The following is a 25400-nucleotide window of genomic DNA, read 5'->3' as shown; positions in this document are numbered from 1 at the left end:
GCTCAGGGGCTAGAAGAGTATCAATCCCTCGCCTCGACCCAAGCCTTGGCACAAGAGACTGTGCGCTTGCGGGATAACGCCTTTGGCCAAGGATTATCAACGTCGCTGGACGTGGTCGATGCTCGTACCCAGTTAGCCGGAGTCAAAACTCAGCGTGCGGCGGCAGCGTATCAGTACGTCGTCTCGCTGGCGCGTTTGTTGGCCCTGTCCGGTCAGATCGAGCGCTTTAAACAGTATCAGCAAGGTCAAGTGGTTGAGTTTGGCTCATGAAGATTGAGAGCGGCTCGGCATGTGAGTCGATGTTTATCCATTTGTTAGCTATCGCCAAAGGCGATCTGTGTATTGAGGTGACGTGATGAGCCATCCCCTGAGCAATAAGATGAGCCGAGGTAAGTCAGGGCTATTAGCGCTGGGATTAGTGCTACTTGCCAGTTGGCTGGGCTGGCGTTTTTGGCTGGCTTATCAGCCGCAGCCGATCCGCTTACAAGGGCAGATTGAGGCGCAACAATACGCAGTCTCCTCCAAGGTCGCGGGGCGTATCGACCAGGTATTGGTGAAAAAGGGCGACCAGCTGACCAAAGACCAATTGGTGTTCACGCTGGCTAGCCCAGAAATTGAAGCCAAGCTGAGCCAAGCCAAGGCGGGAGAGGCCGCCGCAGGCGCCATGGCCCAAGAGGCAGAAAAGGGGGCGCGTTCCCAGCAAATTGCTGCTGCTAAAGATCAATGGCAGCAAGCCAAAGCGGCGGCCCTACTGCAGGAGAAAACCTATCAGCGGATTGCCAGTTTGCATCGAGATGGGGTGATGCCTCTGCAAAAACGTGATGAGGCGTGGACGGCTTGGCAGGCTGCCCGTTACAGCGAAGGTATGGCATGGCAGCAATATCAGTTAATTCAAGAGGGGGAGCGAGAAGAGACCAAGCTGGCTGCTCGCGAACAGGCTAACATGGCTGCCGGTTCGGTTGCGGAGGTGCAAGCGTATCTGGCGGATACCCGGATCAATAGCCCCCATCAGGGCGAGGTGTCACAAGTGTTGCTGCGCAGTGGTGAGCTTGCCCCACAGGGCTTTCCAGTGGTGACGCTCCTCGATATGGGGGATGCATGGGCTCAGTTCCATGTGCGTGAAGATCTGTTACCCCGTTTCCAAGTCGGTACCGAGTTCGAGGCCACCGTACCGGGGCTGGGCGAGCAATTAATACGCTTTAAGGTCACCCATGTCGCCGTGATGGGGGATTTTGCCACGTGGCGAGCCACCGATACTCGCCAGGGGTTCGACATGAAGAGCTTTCAGGTCGAAGCTCGCCCGCTGCAACCCGTTGCGGGGTTGCGGGTCGGGATGAGCGTGTTGGTTGAGCTCTGATGAGATCTGAATTTCGTCGGTTGTGGCAGGATCGTTTCAGCCTCGCGCTGGCCAGCTGGGTGCCATTGCTGGTGATGGGGCTACTGTGCTGGATCTTCTCGGCTGGGCTGGCGCGAGACCTCAAGGTGGGCTTGGTGGATCTCGATAAGAGCCAGTTATCTCGCACCTTGGCGTTCGCCCTCGACAGCTCAGCAGGGTTACAGCTCGCCGACGAGTTTGATTCAGTGGCTGCGGGTGCCCGTGCGCTGCGTGGTGGTGACATCTATGCGCTGGTGGTGATCCCTCGCCATGTAGAGCGTGATGCCCGCCAAGGGGCACAGCCGCAGGTGACCGTGTTTAACAATGGCCAGTTCATCTTGATCGCCAAGTTAGTTAATGCGGCACTGGCGCAAGTGGTTGGCACGGCCAATGGCCAAGTGGGGGTATTGTCGGCCATGGCAGACGGTCAAGCCCTGCCGCAGGCGCTGGGGGCGGCAGTGCCTATCGGTAGCCAAGTCACCGCGCTCTATAACATCAATGCCAGCTATGCCCAGTTTTTGCTCAGTGCGATCTTACCTGCAGTATGGCAGATCTTGTTGGTGCTCTATGGCATCAATGCACTGGCTCGCGCCGATCTTCATCAGTGCGCTTGGACATCGCAGCGGGTTGGCCGCACGCTCTGGCAGATTTTGCTGCCACAGGTGCTGATTGGTTGGGCTTGGGGAGTGGCGTGGAGTGGGTTGTTGTTTAAGGGGTTTGGGTACCCGATGCAGGGTAGTTGGTGGGTGCTCATTGCCGGGCTAGGTCTTGCAGCAGCGGCATGTGTGGCGATGGGGGCTTTTTTTTACGGCATTATCCGTGATCCGACGCGCGCGCTGTCGATAGCGGGTGCCTATACCGCACCGGGGTTTGCGTTTATGGGGGTGACGTTTCCGGCGACTGCCATGGGAGAGTTTGCCCAGTTCTGGCGGAGTTTATTGCCGATGTCTCACTACGTTGAGTTGCAAATCGGTCAGAGCAACTACGGGGTGCCCGCCAGTGCCGCATTACCCCAGCTAGGGGCCCTGCTGCTGTTTCTGCTGCCTCTGTTGCTGGTTGGCTATCGCTATCAACGGCAGGCGATACGGACCAAAGAGGAGTACCCGCCATGCTAGGTTTCTGGGCGTTGGTTCGGCTTGAGCTACACACCCTGCTGGCAGATCGTGCCATTATGCTGACCCTGTTTGGTGGGGTGCTGTTTTACTCCTTTCTCTACCCTCAGCCCTATCTGCAGCAGCTGCCCCGGGAAGAGGCCGTAGTGGTGGTCAATGAAGATGGTAGCCAATTGTCACGTCAGCTTGAGTTCATGGCTGACGCCACCCCACAGGTGCGACTGGTGGATCGGGCTAACTCGTTGACCGAGGCGCGTGCGCTGATGCTGGCTGGCAGTGCCAGCGGGATACTGCATATCCCTCGCCACTTCTATCGGGATCTGATGCAGGGCAACAGCGTCACGTTAAGTTACGGTGGCGATGCTTCCTATTTTCTGGTCTACGGCACCATTGCCGAGGGGTTAGCCCAAGCCAGTGGCACGCTGGCGGCGCAAATCAAGGTCGCGCGTTTATTGGGTAAGGGAGAAGCACTGCCGCAAGCGGCGGCAGGATGGAATGCAGTCGGGCTCAATACCTTACCGGTATTTAATCCGACGATGGGTTATGTCAACTACGTGGTGCCCGCCGTGTTCGTGCTGATCCTCTACCAAGTTCTGCTGATGGGCACCAGCATCTTGGGGGCCACGCAAAATCAGCGTCAGTTAGGTGGTGAACAAGGCTATTGGCAACAGGCCCCTGTGTTGTTGTTATTGTTGGCGAGAACCTTGGTTATTGGCGGCCTATTCCTATTACCCGTGAGTTATTTCCTTGGTTTTTGTTTTGATTACTACAGCATTACTCGGCACGCAGATTTGGCTGAGTTAGGGCTGTTTGCGTTGCCGTTTCTCTTGGCCACAACTTGGCTTGGTGTGGTGTTAGGGGCGCTGTTTACCCGCCGCGAGCGCCCCGCACAAGTGGTGCTGCTCTCCTCTATGCCCCTGGTCTTCTGCGCTGGATTTATCTGGCCGCAGGAGCTTATCCCAACGCCGATCACTTGGTTGGCACAGTGGGCTCCTAGCACACCCGCTATTGAGGGATTCTTGCGTTTGAACCAGATGGGAGCCGACGTTAGCCAAGTCGCTCATTACGAGGTGCAGCTATGGGGGCTGGCGCTATGTTATGGCCTCTTAGCCAGCCTGTTATTACGCTGGCGGCAACGACAGTCAGTGGGGCGGTGATTATCAGCTACAAGGGGGCCAACGGTCGGATGATGGGCGCCTGACGTTACCTAGGTGGCTCGACAAGGCTGAAAATACAGCAAGTTATCTAAGATTGTTGGTCGAATAAACGGCGGTTGTTTGTCCTTTGCGCAATCAACGCGAAAGAATCAAAAAAGCCTTTACCTTTGAACTTGGCTTTGTATAATTCGCCTCGTTTGCTGCAGGGGCGTAGTTCCAATTGGTAGAACAGCGGTCTCCAAAACCGATGGTTGCGGGTTCGAGTCCTGCCGCCCCTGCCACTAAATTGATTAAAAGCCAGCTTTAATAAGCTGGCTTTTTTCATTGCTGGTCACTCCTTATCTTGCCCTGTTCTCTCTGTTCTGGGCTTGGCTTGACAGTGTCTGCTGGCCAGTGACTCGGCCCGATTTATTACTCCCCTTGCTTATTTTTCTCGCATGTAGCGCCTCAATTGGCGATAGAATCGCGTATTGGCATCAATGAGCAAGGGAGAGCTTATGCGTGCACTGGTCACAGGATGTGGTCGTCGATTGGGTTTTTATCTCTGTCAGCAGCTGGTGGCTGACGGGTGGCAGGTGACCGGCAGTTATCGCAGTGAGCGGCCTGAGCTTGCCCAATTACAGGCCTTGGGGGTTGAGTTAGTGCAAGCTGACTTTTGTGATGCCGAGGCTGTCGATAGGTTGATCCAGCGGCTTGCCGTTCATCAGGATCTGGCTTTGGTGATCCACAATGCCTCGGCATTTGAGCCAATGTCGGCAGATCCACACCAGCAATTGGCGCAATTTGAACAATTCTACCGGGTGCACATGGCGGCCCCTTTTCAGCTCAATCAGGCCTTGTCGCCGCAGTTAGCGGCTCATGATAATGCCAGCATCATTCATCTCACCGACATTTACATTCATGCGCCAGCCCCCCAGTTTGCGAGCTATGTTGCCAGCAAAGCGGGCGCTCACGCCTTGGCTATGAGCTTTGCCCGTGAGCTTGCGCCACATATCCGGGTTAATACCATCGAGCCTGGCCCGATCCTGTTCCTTGACGAGCACAGTGCACAGTGGCGGCAACATGTACTGGCCAAAACACCGTTAGCCAGAGAGGGAGGGCTGGAGCCGATTTGGCAAGCGGTGCAGCTATTAATGACCAATCACTACATGACCGGGGCCAGCATCCGCGTCGATGGTGGGCGGGCGTTGGCGGTCATTTGAGCTCATTCCAAGCCACAGGGGAGCCAAGCCGATTTGCCACTCTTCAATCACCTTACTGGCGGTCAATTGGGTGTGGAGTGGGAGTGACACTTTGCCGGACTGGATCTCGGTACGGCCATACAATTCTGCCAATAACTCATTGAGGTAGTCATCTACGGTAGCGCTGGAAAAGTCTTGTTCCTCGCTGGAGGCAAGAATGTCTATATCCAGTGGCCGATCGCGTATCTTGCAATCTGGTGCTTGCCTATCACGGCCATGAGCTAGCTCCATGGCAATAAACAGGGCCTTCAACGCTGGCGAGGCCAGTGGGGTTTCGATAATAAACAGGCAGTTAAGGAAGTCGTGGCTAGATTGCATGCCCACAGGCGTGGTCTGGATGACTGAACTGAGGTGCAGTCGGCCAAATTGAGTCAACAATTCGGTCAACGCTTGGCTGACATGAGTGTGAGGCTCGATATTTGACCCCATGCTACACAGATAGAACATGTTCACTCTCCTTGTGTTGCCGCATCGGATATAGGTACGCAACGCACTATGATGGGACTCACTATCTCTTAAGTGACTCCCATCAATTGTGATCCAACGCCAAATTGGTGCAGATGGGGCTGTAACAGGGGTATAGGAGAGGCGCAGGGAAATTGCTATGGCGCATTGGCCTTGTTTTTGAGGGATGTGCAGATATGCTGCTTTCCCCTGATATCGAATGAGTAATGAAACATGACCAAGGTTCGCCCACGCTCTTTGTTGCACGTAGTGCTAATGGGCTTTGTGCTGATATTACTGGCGCTGGGTGGCATGATTTGGCACAACAGTCGGGCGTTAGATCACCTCAGCCGACTCGCTAGTGATGAGATGGAACGAGCGGTTGTCGATACTCGGCGTGCGACGCTGTTAGCAAGCCAAGCGATGGAGCTAGAACGTTCACTGCGTCGTTATGTGGTGCTGGAAGACGTTAAAATCTTGGCTAGTTTTGAGCGGCAATTAGCCGATTATCAGGGGTTATTGGCGCAGCATCGCCGGGCGATTACCGATGCTCAATGGGATAGCAAGTTAGATCTCTCATTATCTTGGTTAAGGGGCCTACGTGACCCTAGCAAGGCAAGAGCCGCAGTGAACAACGCTAAATTTGATCTGTTTAATCAATTCAACCAACAATTGGAAACCGTGACCCGTAACCGTGTTGATGAGCGTATCACTCGGGTACGCCAGATGATCGCTGATCTGACCCGCAAAATTTGGTGGGTGAGCGGATTGGTGGTCGCGTTGAGTTTGCTGCTGGTCTTTATTTTCACCTATCTGATCATCCACCCCGTACGACAAATTGAGTCGCGTATTTTGAGTTTGGGGGCGGGCGTTGAACCTGATCCAAGACCGATAGATGGCCCTGCAGAGCTGGCTAGATTGGGCGAAAAAATCCTCTGGCTCCACGAAAAACTCAAGATGCTAGAGCTGCAAAAATACCAGTTTTTGCGGCATGTCTCTCATGAGCTGAAAACCCCACTGGCGGTACTACGAGAGGGGACCGACCTGCTTTGCGAGCAGCTGGTCGGGCCATTGACCCCTGATCAGCATGAAATCTGCGTGATGCTGGATGACAATAGTCGTCGCCTACAACAGCTGATCGAGCGGTTGTTGGACTTTAACCGCTTGAGTCAGCAAAAAGTCTTCAAGCATGAACCGGTAGCTGTCGGTCCGATGCTGGTTGCCTTAATTGCCGAGTATCGACTGGCATTGGAGTCCAAGCAGATCTGTGTACACTTGCCCGTCGCCCCACTGACCTTGTGGGCTGAGCCGTATCGATTACGTCTTATCCTCGATAATCTCTTTTCCAATGCGGTGAGCTACGGTGCGAACAAGGGCAATATCTGGATTCGTGGCCAGCCAGACCAAGAAGGCGGGTGGTTAGAGGTGGCAAACCAAGGGCCACCGATCCCGCTGGTGGAACAAGAGCGGATCTTTGAACCCTTTGAGCAGGGCAGTTTGGTGCGGCACGGTTTGCTCAAAGGGTCGGGGATCGGGCTTTCTATTGCTCGTGAGTCGGCCCATAGCTTGGGGGGCGAGCTGATATTGGTTAATGATGAAGGGGCAGATGTCTGTTTTCGCTTAATGCTGAAGTACCACTCATGAGAAGACTTGGGTTATTGACCACGATGGCAGGGTTACTTGCTGGTTGCTCCCTGCCACCGCCACCGGCGCCACAGCAAGACTTGGCATTAGAACGGGTTGCCCGTTTGGAGAGCGCCAATAAAGCGTTACAACACCATCTGCACTATGCGGATTGGTTGCTCACCACTAAGCCAACACAACGACAGCAAGAGCGGCTGAGGTTGCGAGCGGATCACAGCATCGACAGCCAAGTTAGTCTGGCCATGATCAACACTCATCCGCAGGAACCTGTGGCGAGCCGCCGCGCAGGCCTTACGCGGCTGACGGCGTTGCTGCCTCAGCTTGGTCGCGATAGCCAAACCTTTTTACGTAGTTGGATTGCGCTTGCAGAGGCGCTATTAGCCAAAGAGTGTCGGTGCGATGAGCAGCGTCAGGAAATCCAGCGGTTACGGCATCAGATTGAGCAACTCTCTGCCATCGATGAGCACATTTATCGGCGTAAGCGGAATTAACCAGCACTGCGAGGCGAAGGGATGAGTCGGATTTTATTGGTTGACGATGACGCCAGTCTGCTCAAATTGATGGGAATGCGCTTGCGTAGCCAAGGTTATGAGGTCGATACCGCAGACAGTGCGGAAGCGGCACTGGATCGCCTACGCCAGCAACGGGCAGATTTAGTGCTCAGTGACTTGCGGATGGGGGGGATGGACGGGTTGGCGCTGTTTGAGCGGATTCAAGCGCAGTGGTTAGGGTTACCGGTGATCATCATGACTGCACATGGCACTATCCCAGATGCGATTGCCGCCACTCGCTCGGGGGTGTTCAGTTTTTTAACTAAACCAGTTGATAAAGAAGCCCTCTTCAACACTATCGAACATGCGCTGAGTTTAACTCAGCCTAAGCAGCAACAAGAGTGGCAGTCGCTGATTTTGACCCGTAATTCTCAATTACAACAGCTGTTGATCCAAGCCCATAGTATCGCCGCAATGGAAGTGCCGGTGCTAATAATGGGGCCCTCTGGGTCGGGTAAGGGGGCTATGGCGCAAGCGTTGCATCAGGCTAGCCCACGCCGAGATCAGCTACTCCATACCATCAATTGTGCGGCTATCCCTTGGTCGTTGCTCGACATTCAACTGTTTGGCGAGGATGGTCAATCTGGTCTGTTTGCGCAAGCGAAGGGCGCGACCTTGTTTCTCGATGAGATAGGTGGCTTATCTGAATCGTTACAAGCCAAGCTGCTGCAGGTGATGGCGGAGTACGGGCAAGGGACGCCTGAAGTGCGGGTACTGAGTGCTAGTCACCAAAATTTAGTGGCGGCGATGGACGAGGGGCGTTTTCGCGAAGATCTTTTTTATCGCCTCAATGTGGCCAATATTACGCTGCCGCCGCTTTGCGCCCGCCGCGAGGACATTCCATTGTTGGCCAGACAAGCACTGGATGATTACCGCCAGCGCCACAGTGACTGTGCTGCCATGGGATTTTCACCACAAGCCTTGGCGATGTTAGCCAGCGCGGCTTGGCCTGGAAATGTGCGCCAGCTTTGCAATCTAGTAGAGCAATTAGCCAGCCTTTGCTGTAGCCCTGTGATAGGGGCTGCGATGGTGGAGTCAGCCCTGAGCGCTGGTGGCGGTGTCATTCCTTCGTTCAACGAGGCGCGTGCCGAGTTTGAAAAAGAGTATTTGATCCGGCTGTTACGTACTACCGAAGGCAACGTGACCTTAGCGGCGAATATGGCAGGCCGCAATCGCACGGATTTCTATAAGCTATTGAATAGACACAGTATTGAAGTCGCCAATTTCAAACAAAAAGGATAGTGCGAGCGTGCCGGATAGCGGCTGCGGTGTGTGTTGTTCGATAGCTTAAGCACGGTGTGTCCACCTTCTTTTAGGCGTTCACACCAATTAGAAATACGCTCGTGCGAGCGAAAAAAATTCATTGGAGACGGCTGTCAGGTTGAGCCATATTCAGGAGCCCTGTCCTGCTCATGGAGTGAGTCTGATGGTGCCTAATCTGCTTGTTCCCCTGCTCGTCTTTGTCTTGCTGTTCCTAGTCGGAACCATGGCGAAAGCGTTACCCCTGTATCACTTTTTATAAGATGTTGTGAAATAAAACCCTGAGGTATGCGGTCTTATCACCATTAGCCTCATTGCTTCGGGAGTTTTTCATGTTGATTAAACGACGTTCACCACAGCATCCCACCGAACGGGATGTAACCCCAGAATCTGTCTACCAGGATCGTCGCTTGATCCTAAAAGGGCTGGGGTTAGGCGCTGCGACACTCGCCTTTCCTAGTCAGGCAGGGGTGCTTGATTTGCTCCGTGGTGAACAAGCGGTTGCTGCCCCAGTGACAAAACCGCTTATCACTAAGGGCGCCGCCCTGCCTGAAGGTGTGGTGTTAACCCCAGAAGATAAAGCCACCAGCTACAACAATTTTTATGAGTTTGGCTATGACAAGTCTGATCCGGCGAAGTATGGCCACACGCTCAAATCGGAGCCTTGGCAAGTGCGGATTGAGGGGGAAGTGGCGAAGCCTTTTACCTTGGATGTGTGGGATCTCATCAATAAAACCGAGCTGGAAGAGCGGATCTACCGATTTCGCTGTGTTGAAGCTTGGTCCATGGCGTTGCCTTGGAATGGCATTTCGCTAGCTGACTTGCTTCGACGGGCAGAGCCAACCAGTCGTGCCAAATTCGTGGCGTTCGAAACCCTATATGACCCAGAACAAATGCCAGGTCAGGCATCTCGTGGGTTAGGGGGCGGGATTGATTACCCTTATGTCGAAGGGTTAAGAATCGACGAAGCGATGAACCCGCTCGCCTTTTTGGCCATGGGGCTTTATGGCAAAACGTTACCCGCCCAAAACGGTGCTCCTATCCGCTTAGTCATGCCTTGGAAGTACGGCTTTAAGAGCATCAAGAGTATCGTTTCGATCCGGTTGGTCGAGGAGATGCCGCCGACCACTTGGAATCTCTTGGCCCCCAACGAGTATGGTTTCTATGCCAACGTGAATCCCCAAGTCGACCACCCGCGGTGGAGCCAAGCCAGCGAACGCTTTATCGGTGAAGGTGGGGTGTTTGGCGCTAAACGCCAGCCGACCTTGCTGTTTAATGGTTACGCTGACGAAGTGGCTTCACTCTATCAAGGGATGGATCTGCGCAAATGGTATTAAGAGTGACCCCCAATCATGCCCGTTTGTTACGGGCTATGGTGCATCTTGGGGCGGGCATTTTTTTACTCTGGCTTGTTTATGCTATCCCAGCAGGGTTATTGGGGGGAGACCCTATCCCTGAGCTTATCCATTACCTCGGCAAAGGTGCGTTGAATCTGCTATTGCTGACGTTACTCGTGACCCCAGTGGCCAAAAAGTGGCGCCAAGGTGCGCTTATTAAGTTGCGGCGGCCGCTCGGACTTTGGTGCTTTGTCTGGGCGTCGCTGCATGTTTTGGTGTGGGTAGGCTTAGATTTGCAGTTTGATTGGGCGTTAATCGGTGGTGAGCTGGTCAAGCGCCGCTATATCGTGGTGGGGCTGGTTGCGTTGTTGTTATTGGCGGCCCTGAGCATTACATCGCTCCCTGCGCTGCTACGGCGTATGGGGTCTCGCTGGCAAAAGCTGCATAACTGGATCTATGCCATCGCGATACTCGTCCCCATTCATTACTGGTGGTCGGTAAAAAGTGGTTGGCTAGAGCCCGTTATCTACCTGTTGTTAGCGGCTGCGTTACTGTGGTTACGGCGGGATCGTCTGTTACGGATTTGGCGTATACGTTAACGCTGCACGCTGGGTCTATTTGGTCGTTTGTTGTTTGATTTCACCGGTATGGGCATCAACGATCAGACTAACTGTCTGGTCTTGTCGATTGAGTGTTTTCACTTCAAATGTCTCCCCCTCAAGCTCTATCTCACGGATATCGTGATAACCCTGTGCCAGCAGTAATTTAACCAGTGCTGCCATATCAAGGCGATGGGGGTTTGCCCATGCGGTGTTGAGGAGTAACAGAGTTAACAAGACGCAGCGCGAGATCATATTCATTCCTGATTCATTGCTGGCAGACTATAAACCACAGTAGGTTAGTTTTTTGGAGATGAATCATCCATGAATAGGTGGCTCCCTCTTTTGTGCTTGTTGTGGTCAACGCTAGGGCTGGCGAATACGCCTGATGAAGCCCAGTTACAACAGGCTGTGCTGGAGGGGCGGGTGCGACCTTTTCATGAGATGTTGGTGCTCGCCGCTAAGTTACCAGTGCGGGTGCTACGGGTTGATCTCGGCGAAGAAGATGGCATCTGGCTCTATGAATTGCGAGTCATTGACAGAAAAAACAGTGTGATGAAGGTTGCCTATCGGGCCGATAATCTCGAGATGGTATGGGCCAGAGGCCACCATCTGGAGCGGCTATTTGAGCCAAAGAGGCTCCCGATAGCGGAAGAGTGATCCTGATTTGGAGTCCTTTGATGCGAATTCTGATAGTTGAAGATGAAAAAACCTTGGCCGGTCAGTTAGCGGAACAGCTGCGCCAATCGGGTTTTGTCACCGACCTTTGCCACGATGGTAATGAAGCGGGATTTCTTGGTGAAACAGAGCCTTATGATGCGATTGTCCTCGATCTAGGGCTACCAGGGCGCGATGGGCTGAGCGTGTTAAAAGAGTGGCGTAGCAAGGGAATTGATATCCCGGTGTTGGTTCTGACCGCTCGTAGTCAATTGCACGAGAAGATTGAAGGCCTCAATGCTGGAGCGGATGACTATCTCACCAAGCCATTTCAGGTCGCAGAGCTGGTGGCTAGGGTGCATGCGTTGGTGCGCCGAGCGGCAGGTAATGCGAGCTCTATTTTAGAAATCGGTGGTGTGCGCCTTGATGTGTCAGCATCGCAGGTGTGGTACGAAGGCACGCCGATTAGGTTAACTGCTCACGAGTTTCGCGTATTGGGATATTTGATGCAGCATCGCGGCAAGGTGGTATCCCGTAGTGAGCTGATTGACCATATTTATGCCCAAGATTTCGATCGTGATTCGAATACCGTTGAGGTATTTATCGGGCGCATTCGTAAGAAGACCAATTCTGATCTCATTGAGACCGTTCGTGGTCTTGGCTATCGGATTAACGAATGAACCGTCACCTGAATAACGGTCTCTGCAGGGCCACTCAGTGAGGCTGGTGCGCACGTTACGTGGGCGATTACTCGCGATTGCGTTGGTGTGGTGCGGGCTGTTCTTATTTGCAACAGGGTTTGGCTTACAGACCATGATGCGCAGTTACTGGCAAGGCGCTGAAGCGGATGGCTTGCGCTTGCAGATTTATGACCTGCTCTCTCGCCTTGAAGTACAGCAAAATGGCATGCCAGTGGTGGCCGAGCCGATGACCGATCCCCGCTTTCGTCAGCCCTATTCTGGCTACTACTGGCAAGTGGAGTCAGAGGGGCGGGTGATCGGGCGGTCACGCTCCTTGTGGGACACCAGCCTCAAAACCCAGGGCCTTAAATCTGCGTTCGGTGGCCCTGATCTGTTTATCGGTAAAGGGCCCAATAAAGAGCCATTACTCATTATGACTCGCACTATTTTGCTACCGGGGTCAGATCGTGTGTTCACCTTGGTGATTGCGAAAGACAGCAGCGTGCTGACGCAAACATTAAAAAAGACGCGCATCAGCTTGTTTTTTGGGCTTGTTTTTGCGGCCGCTGGGTTAGTGCTCGGGTTTATGTTTCAGGTTATCTATGGGCTACGCCCACTTCAGTTGCTACGTCGTGAGTTGGGGCGAGTCCATCAGGGACATCAAGAGAGCTTCCGCCTACGGTATCCGCTAGAAATTCAGCCATTAGTGGAAGATATCAACCGCCTGCTACACCACTACGGCGAGTTGTTGCAGCGGGCCCGCTCCCATACCGGTAACTTGGCGCATACATTAAAAACTCCCCTCAGTATTTTGCGTAATCAGGTCGCTCAGCTGCCGCCTGAGGAACAGTGCGCGCTCGGGGAGCAGCTTGATCAGATCCAGCGTCATATCGATTATCACCTTGGCAAAGCCAGAGTCACCGGTGCCGCGAAAATTCTCGGGGTATCCACCCCTGTGCGGGCAAGGGTGGAATACATCTGCCGTGCTTTTTCTCGCCTCTATCCGCATAAAACGGTGGATCTACAAGTCCCTGCGGATCTCGCCGTCGGCGTCGAAGAGCAGGATTTTGACGAAATGGTAGGGAATGTGCTGGAAAATGCATTTAAATGGTCAGCCAGCCAATTGCGGATTTCTAGTGCTGATCTCGGTGGCTGGATCACCTTGCGCATTGAAGATGATGGGCCAGGGATGAGTGAAGATGAGATTGCAAGATCGGTGCTACGCGGTGTCAGGCTGGATGAAAAGGTACCCGGGTCTGGATTGGGCCTCAATATCGTGGCAGGTCTGGCGGAAGCATATCGAGGCAGCTTTATCATGGGGCGTGCCGAGTTGGGGGGGCTAGCGGCATCTCTTTCATTACCCAAGGTAGCAAGGGTGGTGAGCTAGGCCTAATATGGGCTCTTTTTTAGCTAAGGAAGATAACCATGACAGATGATCCATGGGCGCTGTGTCACCTTGACGATTCGTTTGATGCCTCATTGTTGGGCAGAAAAGGAGCCCAGATCCAGTGGTTTGAAGAGCGAAGGGGTGTAATTGCCTTTCTGCAGGAAGATTTTGTCGACCAGCTGGCCGATATCGGTGAGTTAGATGACGACCAAATCGAACAAGCTAGATCGCGCTTTGCCTTATTGGTGGAACAAAGCACGGATGACCGCATTTTGATGGATGCTATTAATGACCTGGCCTCTGGTTTGCGCCGTATCGCGTGGCTCGGACCACTATCGGAACTTGCAGAAGTCAGCGATGAATTTGCCTCTGGCCTGCGTCGCTATTTCTGGAGCCAGTACGATGGGGACGAAGATGATCCCGATGGATGGGTGCCCGAAGAGCTGTGGCCACAGCTAGTGGAATGCGCCCAAGAGTACATGGAAGAAGGTGATTTTTAAGTTTGCGAACACGCCTTGAGCTGAATACATCTCAAGGCGGCTCTTATCACACGCCGAGCCGCTGCTCGCGGGTATCGTGCGGGTGCAACGTCGGTGGTTGCCAGTGAAAAGGGATGGGGGAGAGTTGTTGTGCCTGCTTGTCGTAGTCCTGCCATAGCTCACCGAGTGAGCGGCCGACAACGGGGTGGCGCAAGCTCGGAGCAAGCTCGGCCAGTGGCCATAAGACAAACGCATTGGTAAGAATCTCGCCCCGCGGCAACACTACAGGCGCTTCACAGACTAAGTCGCCGTAGAGTAAAAGATCCAGGTCGAGGGTGCGCGGTGCAAATTTCTTCGCATTCATTTCCCTACCGTGGGCAAATTCCATCGTTCGCAGATGATGACACACGGCCATTAATGGTAAGGCGGTCTTTGCGCTTACCACCAAGTTGTAAAAAGGGCGGCCATGAAAGCCGACGGCTGCACTCTCGAACACCCGCGAAACGGTAAGTTCACCAAACGTCGTATATAGCGCGTCCAACCCCGCCCGAATGTGATGCTCCCGTTCAATGTTGGAACCCAGACTGATATAGATGGCGGTCATCAGCGATGGCTCACCGTGTGGGTTTGGTGGCGCAGGATCTCAACGCCGACGCCAGTAGCATTGGGGACTGCTGTCGGTTTGGTCAGCGTGACGCTTACCCAATGTACGCGGCGATCAGAGAGCACTAACATGGCGATCTGCTCAGCCATGGTTTCCACCAGTTCCACCACCGTTGTTGCCGCGTGATCGCAAATCTTGCGAGACAGATCGGCGTAATCGAGCGCCAGCGTGATATCGTCTGTTGCGGCGGCAGGATGATTATCGAATCCCATTTCGAGGTCGAAACAGAGCTTTTGGCGAATGCCTTTCTCCCACTCATAAACACCGATAGTGGCCAACACTTCGAGTCCGCGAATAAACACCTTGTCCATGACAGTACTTCTTCTTTACTCTAAATTGGTTCGCTGTGATGACAGCGCAGGGATGCAGGTTTGGTAACTAGGTTACCGCGCAGGAGCGGTTTTGGAGGGCGTATTGCTGGGCAACTCCAAGCCATATCCAGATAATGTGGCCTGCATCATACCCCATTCATTTCGTGGTAAGAACGACCAAGATGACAGCCCTGACGATTTTCATGATTATTCTGGCTTATCTGGGTGGCTCGCTATCCAGTGCTGTGCTGGTTTCTCGTCTCACAGGGTTACCTGACCCGCGAGACCACGGCTCCGGCAATCCTGGTGCAACTAATGTGTTGCGTCTGGGCGGACGGATAGCAGCACTCGTCGTGCTACTGCTTGATATATTGAAGGGCACGATTCCTGTTTATCTTGCCTGGTACTTACAGATTAAGCCTGTCTATCTTGGCTTTATTGGGGTTGCCGCCTGCCTTGGCCATATGTACCCCATTTTTTTTCATTTTCGGGGTGGTAAAGGGGTAGCAACAGCGCTAGGGACCATGATGCCCATTGGTTTCACCATGGGGGGCGTCGTGATGGGGTCTTGGCTATTGGTGTTGTTGGTGAGCGGTTACTCATCATTGGCGTCGATTATCACGGTGTTGTTAACGCCACTGTTCACCTACTTGCTCAAGCCAGAGTATACGTTGCCTGTTTCGTTGCTCTCTTGTCTGATCCTCATCCGCCATCATGAGAACATTGCTCGCCTACTCAAGGGGGAAGAACCAAGGTTATGGCCAAAAAAAGGGCGCAGATGTGATGAAAAAACGCTAAAAATGGGTGATGTTGAGCAAAAAAAAGACGAACGAGATAAAAAGTAAAATTTCCCGTTGACCACTTGCCCTAAAATCCGTTTAATAGCGGCCACGCCCAGATAGCTCAGTCGGTAGAGCAGGGGATTGAAAATCCCCGTGTCGGCGGTTCGATTCCGTCTCTGGGCACCACATATAGGTGCAATGAAATATAATGTTTACATGCACAAAGGTTTAAAGTGTGCCGGCTTAGCTCAGTAGGTAGAGCAACTGACTTGTAATCAGTAGGTCACCAGTTCGATTCCGGTAGCCGGCACCATTTGCCCAGATAGCTCAGTCGGTAGAGCAGGGGATTGAAAATCCCCGTGTCGGCGGTTCGATTCCGTCTCTGGGCACCATTTATAATTCCTCCTTAGCTCAGTCGGTAGAGCGACGGACTGTTAATCCGCAGGTCGCTGGTTCGAGCCCAGCAGGAGGAGCCACATCGAAAAGCCCCTGTCGCAAGACAGGGGCTTTTTTATTTTTTGATTTATCCTCACCACGGCGCTATAGCACCTAATGGCAATGCAATCAGCATTAGCTATTCCCACGAGAGGCTGCTAGCGCTGGCCTATTGAGCATATATCCCGATGTGTTCAATCATTTTCAGGTCGTGCACTTGAAGATACTGAGTTGGTATAAATACGCGCTCGGCTGGCGAGTGTCGGATGCTGGCTGATGCCATAAAAATTTTTCTGATATTAAATCTCGTTAGTTTATCTATTGCTAGTCGATATAACATGCGCTCTTTTTGAGCAAAATTTGACGATAGATGTTGCTATGACAGCAAGAAAGCGGAAAAAAATTCCGTTATAAGCGCTTTGCTAGCAGCAGTAACCTTCAAAAAAAATATAAAAATCAGTTAATAGTGTGGAACCTTGGCAGGTGAGGCTATATTGAATCCCATTTCAGATAATGTTATTAATAATAAAGTCAAAAATGACTGTGTTATGCCTAATAATATTATATGGAATGACTATGTATCGCGATATCCAAGGGCCAATCGCTAAGGTTGGTCCGCTGTCAGCTATGATCCATGATTACAATTTTCTTCCTCTTTACGAACTATCTGGTATTAATGCGTATCTAAAAATAGAAGCGATGAACCCATCCGGCTCAATTAAAATGAAAGCCGCTTTGGGCATGATAAGTGATCTTGAAAACCGTAACGTAATTAATGAAGATACCATATTAATTGAATCTTCATCAGGTAGTTTAGGCGTCGCACTGAGTATTATTTGTGCAGAGCGAGGCTATCAATTTGTCTGTGTCGTTGACCCCAATGCAATGCCTAGCAATATAAGATATATGAAAGCATTAGGGACTCGGATTGTTATGATCGAGCATCGAGATATTAATGGTGGTTTTCTCGGCTCAAGAATTTCATATATAAAAGGCTGTATTGCAGAAGATCAGCGATATGTATGGTTGAACCAATATGAAAATCATAAAAATCCCGCTATGCATGCCAATACGACAGCGACAGCTATTACCGATACATTTGATAAAATTGATTATTTGTTTATTGGTGCTGGTACAACGGGCACCCTGATGGGGTGTTTGCAGCATTTCGCTACGCTCAGTCCAGATACTCGGATCATTGCTGTCGATAGTATCGGCTCGGTCACCTTTGGGGTGCCGCCTGGGCGGCGAGTTATTCCTGGGTTAGGCTCTAGCCACCGTCCTGGAATATATCAACCTGCGGGTATTTATGCCTTTGAGCTAATACCAGAAGCAGAAGCTGTGATGACCTGCCGTCAGCTGGCTCGGCGCTATGGTTTGTTGGCGGGAGGATCTACCGGGACGGTCATGTCGGCATTATATAAATGGCATACTCGTATTGAACCAGGATCAACCGTAGTGGCTATTTCTCCTGATTTTGGCGAGCGATACCTGGATACTATTTATAATGATGAATGGGTTAATGAATCCTTTGAACTAGTGACTATAAAATAACACCTTTATTAAGATGGAATATTTATGTTTAGTTTTAATGTTGTTACAGGATGTACGATTAAAACACTGCTTTGTGCAGACCCGCGTAGTGTTATTGAATGTGTAAAGGCTGCTTATATCGACCATCATTATGGTAAGACCATTAACCCTGATAGTTATTTTTTACGATTTCCTGATAATCCAGATAACCGTATTATTGCCTTGCCTGCGGCAATTAATGCGGAAGAGAAAGTATCAGGTTTAAAATGGATATCTAGTTTTCCAGCCAATATTCAAAGTGGTATTCCACGAGCCTCCGCTGTACTGATATTAAACGATCATGAAACGGGCTATCCATTTGCCTGTTTAGAAGCATCTCTCATCAGTGCTGCTCGCACAGCAGCGTCTGCGGTGTTAGGTGCATATTGGTTGAATGGCCAATCAAAACGAGTTGGTTCTATTGCCTTTATCGGGGCAGGAGTCATTGCCAGAAATATTGCAGATATGTTCATTGCGGATGATTGGAGCCCCAACGAGATCCTTTTTTATGACCAAGACCCCGCTTATGGGGTGGCATTACAGCAGCATGTTGGCGAGAAGCTATCTGGTAAGAAAACCATCGCCAATGAGCTGGAGCAGGTCTTACATGCCGATATTCTGGTTTTCGCTACCAGTGCCGGCACCCCGTACGTGCCAGCTTCTACTGAGCTGGCGCCAGGTCAAATCGTGCTCAATATCTCGCTACGTGATGTGGCCCCCGAGCTTATTTTTCAGGCTTGGAACTTGTTTGATGATGTTGAGCATTGCTTAAAAGCCAATACCAGCCCCCATCTGGCCGAGCAGCGTTGCGGTGATCGCCACTTTGTTCATGGCACCTTAGCTGAATTGATGTTGGGGCATATTACGCCGGATAAGAGCAAACCCAGTATCTACTCGCCTTTTGGTATGGGCATGCTGGATCTGGCATTAGGTAAGCAACTTCACGACCAAGCCGTCGCAAAGGGTTTAGCTCTCGCTATTCCTCAGTTTTTCGGAGAAACAAAAAGATGGTAACGAACAAGCTAACAGTGGCTATTGTTGGGCTGGGTTCGCGTGGCCTCTCTTTGTTGGAGCGTTTATTGACGCTAGCGCCGCTGCAGAATGGGCGGCAGCTAGCGATCCATATCTTTGAGCCAAATAAACCAGGGTGTGGTGTGCATGACCCACAGCAGCATGACTATCTGCTGCTCAATACCGTGGCTGAGCAACTCTCGATGTTTCCTAGCCATGCAGCCAATGGCAGCCCTTTTGAGCGGTTAGGGCCGAACCTATATGAGTGGTGTCTGGAGAGAGGAATTCGTATTGCTGTGAATGGGCATCAAGATCAGGTTGCTGGGCGCCTGGTTCTGCCTACGGACTTTTTACCAAGATCACTATTGGGTGGCTATTTGCATTGGTTTTATCAGGAGATCACGGCAAATTTAGCGGACAACATTAGCCTCACTTTGCATCAGGAACGGGCGGTGGCGTTAGATTATGCTGCGGATGCTGCGGTCCTTTATGGCGAGAGCGGCAGCGCGATCCGTGTTGATAAGCTCTTTTTGATGCAAGGTCATACTGGTCAAATGGAGCAGCCTCTTTCGGCACACCACATCGTGAACATTTACCCCATCCCAGCCAGTTTGGCGCCGATAGCCCCTCAAGACGAGGTGGGCCTTGAAGGATTTGGCTTGGCGAGCATGGATGTGCTAGCCGCGCTGTCGACTGGGCGAGGAGGCGTCTTTGTACGCCAAGCAGGCCAACCGGTTGTTTACTTAGCATCAGGCCAAGAACCTAACATCACCCTATTTTCCCGCACCGGCCTCCCGTTTCGAGTTCGACCCGATACAGGGTCGCAACGAGTGCGTCATCGCCCTCTTTTTTTGACAGAGCAGGCCATCGCTAGTTTGCGAGCGCGCAGGAGTATGGGTCAACTGAACCTTGAACAGGATCTGTTGCCGTTACTGCTAGATGAGATGAAAGCAGCCTACTACCTGACCCTCGTCAGCGCGCAGCACGCCCCCTCGGCGGCGGTTTGGCGAAACACACTCACTGCGGCCGTGAGCACTGGCACCTTGGCAGAGAGTTGGAACTTGTTAGAGCGTCTGATGGGCAAGGTAGATCTGGCGGCGTTGTTACTGCGTGCAGTGCCTGCTGCTCATCGAGGGGAGGGGTATAGCGACTGGGTAAAGGCGTTCATTAACGAAGATTTGGCCATGGGGCAGCATGGGCTCGAACACTCCGCCGATAAAGCTGCCCTAGAGGTCTGGCGTGATATGCGGGACAGTCTACGCAGTGTCATCGATTTTGCAGGGCTGGATGACGCTAGTCACCGGGCGTTTTTTCAAGAGTGGGCTCCCCTTATCAATCGCATGGTGGCAGGCCCGCAAAAGGAGCGTTATCAGGACCTGATTGCCTTAATCGAGGCCGGTATTGTCACCTTGGCTGCTCCTGGTACGCGGTTCCAGTGGTCTGCGGACAGTGGCAAATTCCACGCGGATCAGGAGTCAGCAATGTCGCTGCAATGGTTGATCAGTGCACGTCAAAGCAAGAGTCTTCTCAAAGGTAGCAGTGACCGCTTACTGCGTTGCTTGAGTGACAAGGGCTATCTCTCTGAACATGTCGGATTACGACAAGGGGAGCTGCGTATCGACCAGCATTACCATCCGATCGATGCGCAAGGTGTATCCCTTAAGCGGATCTGGTTGCTCGGCCCCTTGCTAGAGGGAGCCACCTACTACAACCATTATGTTCCCTCAGCAGGCGGCTATTCCAGAGCACTGAGCGAGGCCCAACAACTGGCCAGTGACTGTCTCGACTTGCCACATTGGCTGGCGGCAGTCCAGCACCACCCTCACAGCCACCATTGCGAGTTTCCATCATGATTGCCCTCATTCAGCTATCACCGATCTTATTGGTCATTTCCCTCATCATGGGGCTAAAACGTCCGCCGATACAGGCGGCATTAATGGGCTCGTTGTTAGCCCTGACCCTGTGGGGTAGTGGGCTGGCCGATCCTTTTGTTAGTACGACCTTGGTCAAGGTCATGCAAGATAGTGGGGTGCTCTTTCTGAGTACCGCGAGTGTGATCGCACCAGGTCTCTTGTTTGTCATCTACCTTGAGCGGATCAAAGCCAATCAAGCGCTAGAAGGATGGGTGAGTGGGCTCGGTTGGCGTGGCGCTGCTTTAGGGGTGTTTGTGGTGCTCGGGCTGGCGCCGTTGCTTGAGTCGATGACCGGTTTTGGCGTGTCTCTGATTGCCACAGTCCCGCTCCTACTGGCGCTGTTGGATCGTCACGTTGCGTTACGGATAGCTCTTACGGGGATGTGTATCATGCCCTGGGGAACCTTGGGGTTAGCGACGGTGATCGGTGCGGCGCTAGCTGGCTTGCCTGCTGAGACGCTCGGAGCATGGTCCGCTTGGACCAGTGCCCCAGTGTTTGTCTTAGCCATCAATGTGGCCCTGTGGTTAATGGGACAGCGCCAGCCTCTGGTTTATCTTGCGGCGAGTGCCACCGCTGGGATGTTTGTGCTCTTGCTGCATTTCATCAGCCGCACGGTGGGGCCTGAAATTGCTGGGGTCTGTGCAGGGGGAAGCGTATTACTGGTTGGCCTGTTGTGGGCGCGCGTGAAACAGCGGGCGCGGCTTCAGTTCCCTTATCAGGCGTGGCCCTATCTCGCGTTGTTGGCGGCGATTTTACTGCTTAAGGGACTAAATAGCCTGTTTGGTATTGCCGATCTACTGGTGATCCAAGGTAGCCAAGTTAGCTGGAAACCCCTTGCTTCTCCCGGGATTGCATTACTTGGTGTGCTGCTACTGCTGGTTGCACGGGAAGGTGGTCAGCAGCTAGGTAATGCGTGGTGGCTGCGTGCTAAACGCCCCTTACTAACGATCCTGTTCTTTCTTTTTATGTCACAAGTCTTGGTCAAGGCCGGATTTCTGACTCGAATTACGCTGGGCTTAAGTGAGCTTGATCTCAGTGTGCTGAGCCCGCTGATCGCGCTATTTGGCGGGTTATCAGGGTTTATCACGGGTTCTAATGTGGGCGGCAATGCCATCGTGATGCCATCAGTGGCGCATTTGCCACTGTCGGAACCACTCCTGCCGATTATGGCGGCGATCCAAAACAGCGCTGCGGGTCATGCGGCATTGGGTTCTTTACCCATGATCGCCTTACTGATCAGTTTGGCGAAGGGGACGCCGGAGGAAGAGCAGCGGTTAGTCCGTTTTGGTTTTGGGTTAGTGATCGCCAACACCTTATTGGTGGCTACCATTGGCACTTTGCTGGCCACTGTGATCACCGTGGGAGGATGAGATGTCACCCTTTACAACCCTGCTAGCCATGCCGGATCAGTTTGAACAGTTGTTCCGTCAGGTGCCAAGCGATTATCTGGATTGGGAGCCCGCCAATTGGGCGGGCATTCCCTCAGAGCGTTTCAGTGCGCGGGGGCACCTCTGCCATTTGGTGGATATCGAGACGCTGGGCTATCAAGAGCGGTTTCGGCGCACATTAGCGGAAACGAGGCCCGTGCTCGCCTCGTTGGATGGTTATCAGCTGGCGATAGATCATCACTATCAACAGCGCGATCCCACCTTGGCGCTGGCGGCGTTTCGCGCTGCTCGTCAGCAGACGGTTGACCTCTTGAGCTCACTCCCTGCCACCGCTTGGCCACGACGAGCCGGTTACGGCAGTTATGGTGAGGTGAGTTTAGATGGCTTGGTGCGGCTGCTCATTAGCCATGACTATCAGCATCTTGCGGGTATGCAGTGGCTGATTATGCGGTTAAACGCAGACACGCCTCTTGCTCTTGCGCTTGGCTGAAACCGTTCATTGCCCAGACGGCAAAGGCGGTGACTTGGGTTGACACTCCATCAAGGGGATAGATGAGCCGTTTCAGCGGTTGGGTGAGCTAGACCGCATGGCCTGTTCGTTGCTCTGGCCCTGCCAAGGGATGCCGCGGGATCATGCACTGTCTGCGTGCGCAAGCAGCATAACAAGATCAAGCCAGCTCGTGCTGGCTTGATTTTTTGCTCAATGGGCTATGACTGCGTCATGGTCAAGCCATTGCTGTCGGCTCCCAATACCAGCTTCTTGGCCGGAGTGATACGACCACTGAGTAGCGCCTGTGCCAGCGGGTTTTCTACTTTCTGCTGGATGGCGCGCTTGAGGGGACGCGCCCCGTAGACGGGGTCGAACCCGGCGTGCACCAGTTTGTTGAGCAGCGCTTCGCTTACCTCTACCTGATAGCCCTGAGCTTCCAGTCGGCCCATCAGACTCTTGAGTTGAATGTGAGCGATGGACTTAATGTGCTCTTCACCGAGGGGGTGGAACACCACGGTCTCATCGATGCGGTTGATAAATTCCGGCCGGAAGCTGCGGGTCAGCACCTCCATCAGCATGGCTTTCATCTCGTCGTAATCCTTCTCGGCGTGATGCTCCTGAATCAGATCCGAGCCGAGGTTGGAGGTCATGATCACCACCGAGTTACGAAAATCGACGGTGCGGCCCTGACCATCAGTCAGGCGGCCATCATCGAGCACCTGCAGCAGGATGTTGAACACATCCGGGTGGGCCTTCTCCACTTCGTCCAGCAGGATCACCGAGTAGGGACGACGGCGTACCGCCTCGGTCAGATAACCGCCCTCTTCATAACCCACATAGCCCGGAGGCGCCCCCACCAGCCGGGCTACGCTGTGTTTCTCCATGAACTCGGACATGTCGATCCGTACCATAGCATCTTGGCTATCGAACAGAAATTCGGCCAGCGCCTTGCACAGCTCGGTCTTGCCCACCCCAGTGGGCCCCAAAAATAGGAAGGAGCCGATGGGGCGCTGTGGGTCAGAAAGGCCCGCCCGAGAGCGGCGAATGGCGTTGGAGACTGCATCGACAGCCTCTTCTTGGCCGATCACTTTGCTGTGTAACTGCTCTTCCATTCGTAGCAGTTTCTCCCGTTCCCCTTCCAACATGCGGGCGACGGGGATGCCGGTCCAGCGGGCCAAGACGTCGGCAATCTCCACATCTGTGACGCGGTTGCGCAGTAAACTGCTTCCCTGCATCTCCGCCTGAGTAGCCAGATCGAGTTGCTTCTCTAGCTCGGGGATCCGGCCATATTGCAACTCGGACATGCGCCCCAAGTCGCCAGCTCGGCGGGCGACATCGAGATCTTGGCGGGCCTGCTCCAATATCGCTTTAATATGCTGGGTGCCGGCGAGGGCCGCTTTCTCGGCTTTCCACACCTCTTCTAGCTCGTTGTATTCCCTGTCTTTTTCGCCAAGTTCCTGATTAATCAGCTCCAGTCGTTTGCGACTAGCGTCATCGTTCTCTTTCATCAGCGCCTGTTGTTCCAGCTTGAGCTGGATGATGCGCCGCTCGAGGCGATCGAGCGCTTCGGGCTTGGAGTCGATCTGCAACCGGATGCTGGCTGCCGCCTCGTCGATCAGGTCGATCGCTTTATCGGGTAATTGCCGATCGCTGATATAGCGATGGGAGAGCTGAGCGGCGGCCACGATGGCGGGGTCAGTGATCTGCACATGGTGGTGCAGCTCATAACGCTCTTTCAAACCGCGCAGGATGGCGATGGTGTCCTCGACTGTCGGCTCTTCCACCAGCACCTTCTGGAAACGGCGCTCCAGCGCGGCATCTTTTTCGATGTACTGACGGTACTCATCGAGGGTGGTGGCACCGACGCAGTGCAGGTCGCCACGGGCCAGCGCAGGTTTCAGCATATTGCCCGCGTCCATGGCCCCTTCGCCCTTGCCGGCACCGACCATGGTGTGCAGCTCGTCGATAAAGAGGATGACGTTGCCCTCCTCCTTGGCCAGATCATTGAGTACCGCTTTGAGCCGCTCTTCAAATTCGCCACGATATTTGGCACCGGCCACCAGTGCCCCCATGTCCAGCGACAATACCCGCTTATGCTTGAGCCCTTCCGGCACCTCACCGTTGATGATGCGCTGGGCTAATCCTTCGGCGATGGCGGTTTTGCCGACGCCAGGCGCACCGATCAGCACGGGGTTGTTTTTGGTGCGGCGCTGCAACACTTGAATGGTGCGGCGGATCTCGTCATCACGGCCAATCACGGGGTCAAGTTTGCCCAGCTCCGCCCGTTCGGTCAGGTCGATGGTGTACTTCTCTAATGCCTGCCGATTTTCCTCGGCGTTGGCATCTTCAACCCTTTTGCCGCCGCGCACCTTATTGATGGCAGTCTCTAACTTCTCTTGGGTCAGGCCTTGGGCCCGCAGCAGTTCACCTAAGGTTCCTTTGTCATCGAGTGCGGCCAGCACGAATAGCTCGGAGGAGATGAATTGATCTTTGCGCTGCTGGGCCAGCTTGTCGCAGACGTTAAGCAACCTACCAAGGCTATTGGATAATTGAACATCGCCCTCAACCCCGCTCACCTTGGGCAGCCGATCTAACTCCTCCCCGAGCCGAGAGCGTAACGTGTTGATATCCAATCCGGTCAGTGTCAGCAGTGGCCGAATAGAACCACCATCCTGATTGACGAGGGCAGACATGAGGTGGATAGGTTCGATAAACTGATGGTCACGGCCCAGTGCGAGTGACTGGGCATCGGAAATGGCTATTTGGAATTTGCTGGTCAGGCGATCGAGACGCATGGCACTTCCCCTTCAAGACTGGCGCCGCGGCGCGGCAAACGACATCACTTTCTAAGGTGAAAGATGAGGCTCTCAGCGTCTATTTCAAGGGCTAAGGCTGGTTATTTTCTCCGCAA

General features: G+C 53.2%; 24 protein-coding genes, 5 tRNA genes and 1 pseudogene. 25 read left to right on the top strand and 5 right to left on the bottom strand.

The genetic code is table 11. The features are described from left to right. The 6 genes and pseudogenes from CUC53_RS06670 to CUC53_RS06645 form a co-directional block, all read left to right on the top strand. Window positions 1-270 (top strand): annotated as a pseudogene (locus tag CUC53_RS06670) (TolC family protein); the annotation flags it as partial. A gap of 85 nt (window positions 271-355) precedes the next feature. Continuing rightward, on the top strand, window positions 356-1357 hold the full coding sequence (locus CUC53_RS06665) for an HlyD family secretion protein (RefSeq protein ID WP_100293425.1): 1002 nt from the start codon (window positions 356-358) through the stop codon (window positions 1355-1357). After that, window positions 1357-2490, top strand: a complete 1134-nt coding sequence (locus CUC53_RS06660) for an ABC transporter permease (RefSeq protein WP_100293424.1) — start codon at window positions 1357-1359, stop codon at window positions 2488-2490. The genes CUC53_RS06665 and CUC53_RS06660 overlap by 1 nt, the downstream gene beginning before the upstream one ends. Then, window positions 2484-3644 carry an ABC transporter permease gene (locus tag CUC53_RS06655; RefSeq protein WP_100293423.1) on the top strand — a complete coding sequence of 387 codons (1161 nt, stop codon included), beginning with the start codon at window positions 2484-2486 and terminating at the stop codon, window positions 3642-3644. Before CUC53_RS06660 ends, CUC53_RS06655 begins: the two co-directional genes overlap by 7 nt. Before the next feature lie 204 nt (window positions 3645-3848). After that, a tRNA-Trp gene (locus CUC53_RS06650) sits at window positions 3849-3925 on the top strand. A 216-nt stretch (window positions 3926-4141) separates the two neighbouring features. Beyond that, complete coding sequence (locus tag CUC53_RS06645) at window positions 4142-4846, top strand: SDR family oxidoreductase (RefSeq protein ID WP_100293422.1); 705 nt, start codon at window positions 4142-4144, stop codon at window positions 4844-4846. Here the strand turns inward: CUC53_RS06645 and folK (CUC53_RS06640) are convergent. Continuing rightward, window positions 4775-5332: a 2-amino-4-hydroxy-6-hydroxymethyldihydropteridine diphosphokinase gene (gene folK / locus CUC53_RS06640; RefSeq protein WP_100293421.1), complete on the bottom strand. Its 558-nt coding sequence runs from the start codon at window positions 5330-5332 to the stop codon at window positions 4775-4777. The two genes, CUC53_RS06645 and folK (CUC53_RS06640), sit on opposite strands and share 72 nt — an antisense overlap. Window positions 5333-5563: 231 nt before the next feature. On the opposite strand from folK (CUC53_RS06640), the gene CUC53_RS06635 reads away from it, so the two are divergent. From CUC53_RS06635 to msrQ, 5 genes are all read left to right on the top strand, one after another. Next, window positions 5564-6973, top strand: a complete 1410-nt coding sequence (locus CUC53_RS06635; RefSeq protein ID WP_100293420.1) for a sensor histidine kinase — start codon at window positions 5564-5566, stop codon at window positions 6971-6973. Beyond that, window positions 6970-7464: a hypothetical protein gene (locus CUC53_RS06630; RefSeq protein WP_100293419.1), complete on the top strand. Its 495-nt coding sequence runs from the start codon at window positions 6970-6972 to the stop codon at window positions 7462-7464. Before CUC53_RS06635 ends, CUC53_RS06630 begins: the two co-directional genes overlap by 4 nt. A gap of 21 nt (window positions 7465-7485) precedes the next feature. Then, entirely contained in the window at window positions 7486-8766 is a 1281-nt protein-coding gene (locus CUC53_RS06625; RefSeq protein WP_100293418.1) for a sigma 54-interacting transcriptional regulator, read from the top strand. Window positions 8767-9116: 350 nt separating this feature from the next. Then, window positions 9117-10121 carry a protein-methionine-sulfoxide reductase catalytic subunit MsrP gene (gene msrP / locus CUC53_RS06615; RefSeq protein ID WP_100293416.1) on the top strand — a complete coding sequence of 335 codons (1005 nt, stop codon included), beginning with the start codon at window positions 9117-9119 and terminating at the stop codon, window positions 10119-10121. Then, window positions 10112-10720 carry a protein-methionine-sulfoxide reductase heme-binding subunit MsrQ gene (msrQ, locus tag CUC53_RS06610; protein WP_100293415.1) on the top strand — a complete coding sequence of 203 codons (609 nt, stop codon included), beginning with the start codon at window positions 10112-10114 and terminating at the stop codon, window positions 10718-10720. Before msrP ends, msrQ begins: the two co-directional genes overlap by 10 nt. A gap of 15 nt (window positions 10721-10735) precedes the next feature. Here the strand turns inward: msrQ and CUC53_RS06605 are convergent, their stop codons facing one another. After that, a complete protein-coding gene (locus CUC53_RS06605; protein WP_167386707.1) occupies window positions 10736-10981 on the bottom strand; it encodes a PepSY domain-containing protein in 246 nt (81 codons plus the stop codon). Between the two features lie 63 nt (window positions 10982-11044). Here CUC53_RS06605 and CUC53_RS06600 point away from each other — a divergent pair, with 63 nt between their 5' ends. From CUC53_RS06600 to CUC53_RS06585, 4 genes are read left to right on the top strand one after another with little or no spacing between them, the layout of a single operon-like run. Further along, window positions 11045-11380, top strand: coding sequence for a PepSY domain-containing protein (locus CUC53_RS06600; protein WP_100293414.1), 336 nt, complete (start codon window positions 11045-11047; stop codon window positions 11378-11380). Between the two features lie 20 nt (window positions 11381-11400). Beyond that, window positions 11401-12057, top strand: coding sequence for an AHA_4052 family stress response regulator transcription factor (locus tag CUC53_RS06595; RefSeq protein WP_100293413.1), 657 nt, complete (start codon window positions 11401-11403; stop codon window positions 12055-12057). A gap of 37 nt (window positions 12058-12094) precedes the next feature. Further along, complete coding sequence (locus CUC53_RS06590) at window positions 12095-13444, top strand: ATP-binding protein (RefSeq protein ID WP_100293412.1); 1350 nt, start codon at window positions 12095-12097, stop codon at window positions 13442-13444. 38 nt (window positions 13445-13482) lie between these two features. Further along, window positions 13483-13944 (top strand): hypothetical protein, encoded by a 462-nt coding sequence (locus CUC53_RS06585; RefSeq protein ID WP_100293411.1) that lies wholly within the window; start codon window positions 13483-13485, stop codon window positions 13942-13944. A gap of 46 nt (window positions 13945-13990) precedes the next feature. On the opposite strand, the gene folK (CUC53_RS06580) is transcribed toward CUC53_RS06585, so the two are convergent. Beyond that, entirely contained in the window at window positions 13991-14527 is a 537-nt protein-coding gene (folK, locus tag CUC53_RS06580; protein ID WP_100293410.1) for a 2-amino-4-hydroxy-6-hydroxymethyldihydropteridine diphosphokinase, read from the bottom strand. Further along, window positions 14527-14898 (bottom strand): dihydroneopterin aldolase, encoded by a 372-nt coding sequence (folB, locus tag CUC53_RS06575; protein ID WP_100293409.1) that lies wholly within the window; start codon window positions 14896-14898, stop codon window positions 14527-14529. The genes folK (CUC53_RS06580) and folB overlap by 1 nt, the downstream gene beginning before the upstream one ends. 182 nt (window positions 14899-15080) lie before the next feature. On the opposite strand from folB, the gene plsY reads away from it, so the two are divergent. The 10 genes from plsY (at window position 15081) to CUC53_RS06530 (ending at window position 22489) form a co-directional block, all read left to right on the top strand. Continuing rightward, window positions 15081-15743, top strand: coding sequence for a glycerol-3-phosphate 1-O-acyltransferase PlsY (gene plsY, locus CUC53_RS06570; protein ID WP_157798210.1), 663 nt, complete (start codon window positions 15081-15083; stop codon window positions 15741-15743). 47 nt (window positions 15744-15790) lie between these two features. Further along, window positions 15791-15866: transfer RNA gene (locus tag CUC53_RS06565), tRNA-Phe, on the top strand. 51 nt (window positions 15867-15917) lie between these two features. Beyond that, window positions 15918-15993: transfer RNA gene (locus tag CUC53_RS06560), tRNA-Thr, on the top strand. 3 nt (window positions 15994-15996) lie between these two features. Further along, a tRNA-Phe gene (locus CUC53_RS06555) sits at window positions 15997-16072 on the top strand. An 8-nt stretch (window positions 16073-16080) separates the two neighbouring features. Continuing rightward, window positions 16081-16156 (top strand) — tRNA-Asn (locus CUC53_RS06550). Between the two features lie 535 nt (window positions 16157-16691). Then, entirely contained in the window at window positions 16692-17669 is a 978-nt protein-coding gene (gene sbnA, locus CUC53_RS19025; RefSeq protein WP_201796728.1) for a 2,3-diaminopropionate biosynthesis protein SbnA, read from the top strand. Window positions 17670-17693: 24 nt separating this feature from the next. Beyond that, window positions 17694-18701, top strand: a complete 1008-nt coding sequence (gene sbnB / locus CUC53_RS19020) for a 2,3-diaminopropionate biosynthesis protein SbnB (protein ID WP_201796727.1) — start codon at window positions 17694-17696, stop codon at window positions 18699-18701. Then, the gene (locus CUC53_RS06540) at window positions 18695-20551 is read left to right on the top strand and encodes an FAD/NAD(P)-binding protein (protein ID WP_100293407.1); all 1857 of its coding nucleotides are present in this window, start codon (window positions 18695-18697) and stop codon (window positions 20549-20551) included. Before sbnB ends, CUC53_RS06540 begins: the two co-directional genes overlap by 7 nt. Next, window positions 20548-21981 carry an L-lactate permease gene (locus CUC53_RS06535; protein WP_100293406.1) on the top strand — a complete coding sequence of 478 codons (1434 nt, stop codon included), beginning with the start codon at window positions 20548-20550 and terminating at the stop codon, window positions 21979-21981. Before CUC53_RS06540 ends, CUC53_RS06535 begins: the two co-directional genes overlap by 4 nt. Before the next feature lies 1 nt (window position 21982). Beyond that, window positions 21983-22489, top strand: coding sequence for a DinB family protein (locus tag CUC53_RS06530; RefSeq protein WP_100293405.1), 507 nt, complete (start codon window positions 21983-21985; stop codon window positions 22487-22489). A 218-nt stretch (window positions 22490-22707) separates the two neighbouring features. Here the strand turns inward: CUC53_RS06530 and clpB are convergent, their stop codons facing one another. After that, window positions 22708-25284, bottom strand: a complete 2577-nt coding sequence (clpB, locus tag CUC53_RS06525) for an ATP-dependent chaperone ClpB (protein WP_100293404.1) — start codon at window positions 25282-25284, stop codon at window positions 22708-22710. Window positions 25285-25400 lie beyond the last annotated feature (116 nt).

Origin of the sequence: Aeromonas cavernicola (assembly GCF_002795305.1) — a bacterium.
Taxonomy (GTDB): Bacteria; Pseudomonadota; Gammaproteobacteria; order Enterobacterales; family Aeromonadaceae; genus Aeromonas; species Aeromonas cavernicola.
The sequence above is the reverse complement of the archived record's forward strand: the minus strand, read 5'-3'. Positions and strand labels throughout refer to the sequence as shown.

What these genes read in the sequence shown, in the direction of transcription:
- CUC53_RS06665 (WP_100293425.1), top strand. Translation starts at nt 356, where the DNA reads ATGAGCCATCCCCTGAGCAATAAGATGAGCCGAGGTAAGTCAGGGCTA.
- CUC53_RS06660 (WP_100293424.1), top strand. Translation starts at nt 1,357, where the DNA reads ATGAGATCTGAATTTCGTCGGTTGTGGCAGGATCGTTTCAGCCTCGCG.
- CUC53_RS06655 (WP_100293423.1), top strand. Translation starts at nt 2,484, where the DNA reads ATGCTAGGTTTCTGGGCGTTGGTTCGGCTTGAGCTACACACCCTGCTG.
- CUC53_RS06645 (WP_100293422.1), top strand. Translation starts at nt 4,142, where the DNA reads ATGCGTGCACTGGTCACAGGATGTGGTCGTCGATTGGGTTTTTATCTC.
- folK (WP_100293421.1), bottom strand. Translation starts at nt 5,332, where the DNA reads ATGTTCTATCTGTGTAGCATGGGGTCAAATATCGAGCCTCACACTCAT.
- CUC53_RS06635 (WP_100293420.1), top strand. Translation starts at nt 5,564, where the DNA reads ATGACCAAGGTTCGCCCACGCTCTTTGTTGCACGTAGTGCTAATGGGC.
- CUC53_RS06630 (WP_100293419.1), top strand. Translation starts at nt 6,970, where the DNA reads ATGAGAAGACTTGGGTTATTGACCACGATGGCAGGGTTACTTGCTGGT.
- CUC53_RS06625 (WP_100293418.1), top strand. Translation starts at nt 7,486, where the DNA reads ATGAGTCGGATTTTATTGGTTGACGATGACGCCAGTCTGCTCAAATTG.
- msrP (WP_100293416.1), top strand. Translation starts at nt 9,117, where the DNA reads ATGTTGATTAAACGACGTTCACCACAGCATCCCACCGAACGGGATGTA.
- msrQ (WP_100293415.1), top strand. Translation starts at nt 10,112, where the DNA reads ATGGTATTAAGAGTGACCCCCAATCATGCCCGTTTGTTACGGGCTATG.
- CUC53_RS06605 (WP_167386707.1), bottom strand. Translation starts at nt 10,981, where the DNA reads ATGAATATGATCTCGCGCTGCGTCTTGTTAACTCTGTTACTCCTCAAC.
- CUC53_RS06600 (WP_100293414.1), top strand. Translation starts at nt 11,045, where the DNA reads ATGAATAGGTGGCTCCCTCTTTTGTGCTTGTTGTGGTCAACGCTAGGG.
- CUC53_RS06595 (WP_100293413.1), top strand. Translation starts at nt 11,401, where the DNA reads ATGCGAATTCTGATAGTTGAAGATGAAAAAACCTTGGCCGGTCAGTTA.
- CUC53_RS06585 (WP_100293411.1), top strand. Translation starts at nt 13,483, where the DNA reads ATGACAGATGATCCATGGGCGCTGTGTCACCTTGACGATTCGTTTGAT.
- folK (WP_100293410.1), bottom strand. Translation starts at nt 14,527, where the DNA reads ATGACCGCCATCTATATCAGTCTGGGTTCCAACATTGAACGGGAGCAT.
- folB (WP_100293409.1), bottom strand. Translation starts at nt 14,898, where the DNA reads ATGGACAAGGTGTTTATTCGCGGACTCGAAGTGTTGGCCACTATCGGT.
- plsY (WP_157798210.1), top strand. Translation starts at nt 15,081, where the DNA reads ATGACAGCCCTGACGATTTTCATGATTATTCTGGCTTATCTGGGTGGC.
- sbnA (WP_201796728.1), top strand. Translation starts at nt 16,692, where the DNA reads ATGTATCGCGATATCCAAGGGCCAATCGCTAAGGTTGGTCCGCTGTCA.
- sbnB (WP_201796727.1), top strand. Translation starts at nt 17,694, where the DNA reads ATGTTTAGTTTTAATGTTGTTACAGGATGTACGATTAAAACACTGCTT.
- CUC53_RS06540 (WP_100293407.1), top strand. Translation starts at nt 18,695, where the DNA reads ATGGTAACGAACAAGCTAACAGTGGCTATTGTTGGGCTGGGTTCGCGT.
- CUC53_RS06535 (WP_100293406.1), top strand. Translation starts at nt 20,548, where the DNA reads ATGATTGCCCTCATTCAGCTATCACCGATCTTATTGGTCATTTCCCTC.
- CUC53_RS06530 (WP_100293405.1), top strand. Translation starts at nt 21,983, where the DNA reads ATGTCACCCTTTACAACCCTGCTAGCCATGCCGGATCAGTTTGAACAG.
- clpB (WP_100293404.1), bottom strand. Translation starts at nt 25,284, where the DNA reads ATGCGTCTCGATCGCCTGACCAGCAAATTCCAAATAGCCATTTCCGAT.